This is a genomic window from Candidatus Desulfolinea nitratireducens (assembly GCF_982879505.1).
The window spans coordinates 1-4374 of the sequence record NZ_CEYOSI010000262.1; the positions used below are offsets into that span (position 1 = coordinate 1).

Here is a 4374-nt window from a genome sequence, read left to right on the forward strand (position 1 = left end):
GCATTTCGACGGTCTTCGTTTTCGCATTTGTTGACCACCAGGAAGATGGGTGGCCAATAACTGCCATCAGCCAGTTTTTTTTGGCTGCGTCGCAATATCTGGGCAACTTCCCTGTCAGGAGGTGTCATACCGGTGCCACCATCCGTCAGGAAGAGGACCGCATCTGCTTCTTCGATGGCAACCTGTGCCTGGGATTTAATATCTACGATAAAGTCGGCCGATCCAATCGAAAGAGGGGTGTTCCCGCCGTGAGTCGGGTCAATTCCGCCTGTGTCGATCACATCAAAATATATCCCATTCCATTCTGATTCAGAAAAAATACGATCGCGGGTGGTTCCAGGAGTTTCATCTACGATGGCGAGGCGTTCGCCCACGAGGCGGTTAAAAAGGGCGCTTTTGCCTACATTAGGGCGTCCTACAAGAGCGACAACAGGTTTTGGCATAAGTTTTTCTCTAAATAATTATTCTGTCTAAATCCGGAAAGTTTTGAACACAATTTACAATTAAGGCCGTGCAGTTGGTGTGACGAGGGGTGCATTTCTTATTATTATTTCGATGCTTTCCGGTAAGATCGTTTCAACTTTAATATTATCGAGCAAGATTTCGATTATAGGAGAAAGCTGGTAAGAGCCAACTTTAAGCCCCTCTGCATCAATGAGTACACGCAAGTCTTTGCTGCTAAGGGTGCCGAGTATGGGCAAAGGTCCGGAGACGATCACATCGACAGTTAGCGATGAAAGCTCGGCTGCCAGAGCCGGGTCGAGATTGGTAATTTCCAGTGGTTTATCAGAAATAGTCAGACTGCCCAATATGGCCTCCACACTGATCTGCGCCAAAACGCTTTGATCGCCGATAATTGAGACATCTTCCGGCAGGATCAATTTTAGACGAGAAGAGCTATCTTCGCTAATATTATTAATATCGAGGGCTTCTGTTTCTAGTACGCCAGGCAATTCGTTGATCAACTGGGCATCAGCCGAATAAACTGTCACCACCGGGGGAAAGACAGAAATATTTGTGAGTCTATAGAGGTTGGCAACCTGTCCCATGACGACGACTTTTACAGCCATATCTCGATAGCCGCCTTGCTGGCTGACCGGGATTTGCAACTGTATTTTTTCGATACTAAGATTAACGCCACGTACAACCTGATTGAATTCATCTACAACTTCCAGTGGTAGACTTTCATCAATATTTTCGCGGGCTTCGCTCAAGCTGAAAGATGTTTGGACTGCTGACACACGATCTACCAATGATTTTGGTCCAGAGACCGTTACTTCATTGGCAGCTAGGCGGGGAGCTCCCGCCTGATATCCAATCGAGGGCTCCCCTGTGATGGTCAATTGGATGGGGAAGCTGCGTGAGATCAACTCGTCCAAAACGATGATAACGGAGGATGGGGAATAAGAAATGATCCTGGTTGGCTGAATATTGACCTGTATTTGCGGCTCAAGGGAATATTCTCCGGCTTCGAGGCCAGAAAGATCGAGAATCGCGTGGACGCTATCCTGATTGTTGGTGAGCTGTGCCCAGATCGAGCGTGGCGCACGGAGAGTTAACTCGATCTGCCTCGAATAGGAGTTAGTGATCAGAAGACCAGTATCTTGGCCCACAATCTCGATTGGGATCGGGGCTGGATATGTGAGCTCCTGATTCGGGTCTGCCGCGTTAACTGCTGCAGCCCAAACGCCAATCGCGAGAACAAGCGCGAGTATAAAAGTGCGGAAATTTTTGCCAAGCCAGCGAAGCATATTATTCTTCTTCTTTGCGTCTAAAAAGGAATGGTAGATAACGTTCAAGCATCCCTGCGCCGCGGATTAGTCCCGAGGGGCCATAAAAAGCTAATAGGATATTCTTTAATCGCTCCGAGCTGAGTTGACGGATGATCCGCCCGCTTTGGGCGATGGAAATATCGCCATTTTCTTCAGAGACAACCAGTGCAAGAGCATCGCTTACCTCTGAGATACCGAGGGCTGCCCGGTGTCGTAAACCCATTTCTCGCTCGGGTGAATGTGACAGAATGCCGCTTGCTGAGAGAGGCATAATACATGAGGCGGCAGCGATCCGAAAATCTCTTATGATAACAGCGCCATCGTGAAGAGGGGTGTTAGGGTAAAAGATCTGTAATAAAACCTCTGGAGTAATCAGGGTATCCATCCGCACACCAGTTTCAACAAACTCTTCGAGGTTATCAAGGCGTTGCAGAATGGTCAACGCCCCATGTTGGCGGGCAGAGAGACGCGCGGTTGCACTGATGAGCGCCTGAACCATTTCCTCCAGTTTGACCTCCGTACTTTGTTTATTGGCCGGAATTATCGCGCCAGCACGACCTATTCGTTCCAAAGTGCGGCGGATTTCTGGGGCAAAAATGACGGGAATTGCCAAAAGCAGTGCGGGGAGGGTGGTGTTAATAAGCCATGAAAAAGCAGGTAAATTTAATAGACTGGTTAGAAAAATGACAAAGACGACCAATAAGATAACGCCGCGCAAGAGCATCATTGCTTGCGTGTCTCGAATAATATATAAGAGGGCAAAAAATATTAATGTGACCAGAAAAATATCTACAACGCTTAACCAGTTGAGACGCTGAAAGAAAAACAGGAGATCGCTTAGGAAATTGGCCACAGGAGTATGAGAGATAAATTTTGGCTGGATATCCAGCCCACTAGTTGATTAAATTGGGCGGAGAACCCGATCAATGCGGAGCTGCTTGAAAAAGAGCGTACTTTCGGTGTCGGGTTTTTCTTCTGCCGCTTCTTGCCAGGCTTGTATGCCCAGTGACCTGGGAGTCCGTTTTTCATATCCAAGATTTTTTAAAACAGCCTCCTCTGCGGCAAATTGGGTATTCAGGAAAAGGAGTGACGCTTCGCTCTGCAAAGATTTGGAGGCCTTTTCAATCTCTTCGACCAGGGCTTTTAGCCCCTCGTCTGAAGAAATATCTCCATTGATATAAAGATCAGTAGTACGAGTGACGAGATTTTCCACCTGCCAGCCGGCCAGTCCAACCAGCTTCCCGTCCATTTGAAGCAGAAAGAAGGCTTTTTCACCAAAGGCGGCCATAACGTCGCCGGCATCCATTTTTATTTTACCCAGGCGTGTCATTAATTCGGCAATTCCTTCTGAATTTCGTGGATGACCGCGCTGGACGGAAAAATCTCCTCTTTTTGTTTCCCGAACGATCTCGGTAGCGGCATTGTCCGTGCTATCAAGAGCGATCTCGCCCCATCCAGCGACGACCTGCTTCCAAAGATCTTCAAAAGAACCGGTATTATTAATGACTATATTTGCAGCGTCAATCTTATCTTTTTGTGCGCCTTGAGCTTGGATTCGTTGTTTTGCATCAGCTTCGCTTAGCTTTTGTTTTTCCATTAAGCGAGTCAACTGCAAAGACCTTGATGCATTTGCCACCCAGATGCTATCGCATTTTGAAGCCAGATCGCCTTCAAGGAGTTTGATCGCCTCAATGACGATAACATCATGCTTTGAACGTTTCACCAACAAGTCTATGGCTTGCCCAACATAGGGATGCACAATTTCTTCGAGCTGCCTCAGGGCATCTGGAGCCCCGAAGACTAATTGTCCAAGTTTTTTTCGATCAATTTCCTTTCCAGTATCCAATATCCAACTACCAAAAATATCAACAACTGGTTGATAAGCTGGCGCACCTTTTGCCATTGCGCGATTTGCGAGTGAGTCAGCATCAATGCTGTAAGCACCCAAATGCTCCAGCATTTTTCGCACTACGCTTTTTCCAGTGGCGATATTTCCTGTTAGACCAATTACATATTTATCGGGCCAATGGCTCACAAAATTGCTCCTGATGTGTAGATATTCCAGACTCCCTTATTTTACCGTATAAAAACTTTCTGAACCTGTATTAGCATGCAAAATCCATGGAGTTGACGTTGGGCACGCAAAAGAGTATCATCTTTAGGCCTCAGGCTGGTCGGGTGATCGCGGCCCAGAATTTTATTCCGGGTCGAGGAAAGTCCGCACTTCATAGGGCACGGTGCCGAGGAAATCTCGGGATGGAGAAATCTGTCGGTTCGGGCCACAGAAACAGGTAGCCTTCATACTGCCCTCTCCCTAAGGGAGAGGGCTAGGGTGAGGGTCATAGTGAAAAGGTGGTGTAAGAGACCACCGGCGTTCGCAGTAATGTGGGCGGCCAGGTAACCCCCGCCGGAAGCAAGGCCAAGCAGAGACGGTGAGCGGCCCGTTCTTTACGTCTCGGGTAGGCTGCACAGATAGATGATCGCCTAAGGGATGCAAATCTCTGGACAAAATGCGGCTTATAGACCAGCCTGAGGTAACTTATTTTCATTACGATTTTTCCATAACCATAACCTTGTGGACTTCCCATCTATTGGAATAGGG

4 protein-coding genes and 1 other RNA gene are annotated in these 4374 nt (G+C 47.6%); 1 reads left to right on the forward strand and 4 read right to left on the reverse strand.

Features of this window, described 5'->3' with window-relative positions; all coding sequences use genetic code 11:
- The 4 genes from AC3DOM_RS16055 to coaE form a co-directional block, all read right to left on the reverse strand.
- On the reverse strand, nucleotides 1–443 hold a 443-nt coding region (locus AC3DOM_RS16055), incomplete at its 3' end, for a GTPase (RefSeq protein WP_487920053.1).
- 60 nt (nucleotides 444–503) lie between these two features.
- Nucleotides 504–1751, reverse strand: a complete 1248-nt coding sequence (locus AC3DOM_RS16060; protein ID WP_487920054.1) for a CdaR family protein — start codon at nucleotides 1749–1751, stop codon at nucleotides 504–506.
- Between the two features lies 1 nt (nucleotide 1752).
- Nucleotides 1753–2625: a diadenylate cyclase CdaA gene (gene cdaA, locus AC3DOM_RS16065; RefSeq protein WP_487920055.1), complete on the reverse strand. Its 873-nt coding sequence runs from the start codon at nucleotides 2623–2625 to the stop codon at nucleotides 1753–1755.
- A 48-nt stretch (nucleotides 2626–2673) separates the two neighbouring features.
- On the reverse strand, nucleotides 2674–3807 hold the full coding sequence (gene coaE / locus AC3DOM_RS16070) for a dephospho-CoA kinase (RefSeq protein ID WP_487920056.1): 1134 nt from the start codon (nucleotides 3805–3807) through the stop codon (nucleotides 2674–2676).
- A gap of 131 nt (nucleotides 3808–3938) precedes the next feature.
- Here coaE and rnpB point away from each other — a divergent pair.
- Nucleotides 3939–4308, forward strand: an RNA gene (rnpB, locus tag AC3DOM_RS16075) — RNase P RNA component class A.
- Nucleotides 4309–4374 lie beyond the last annotated feature (66 nt).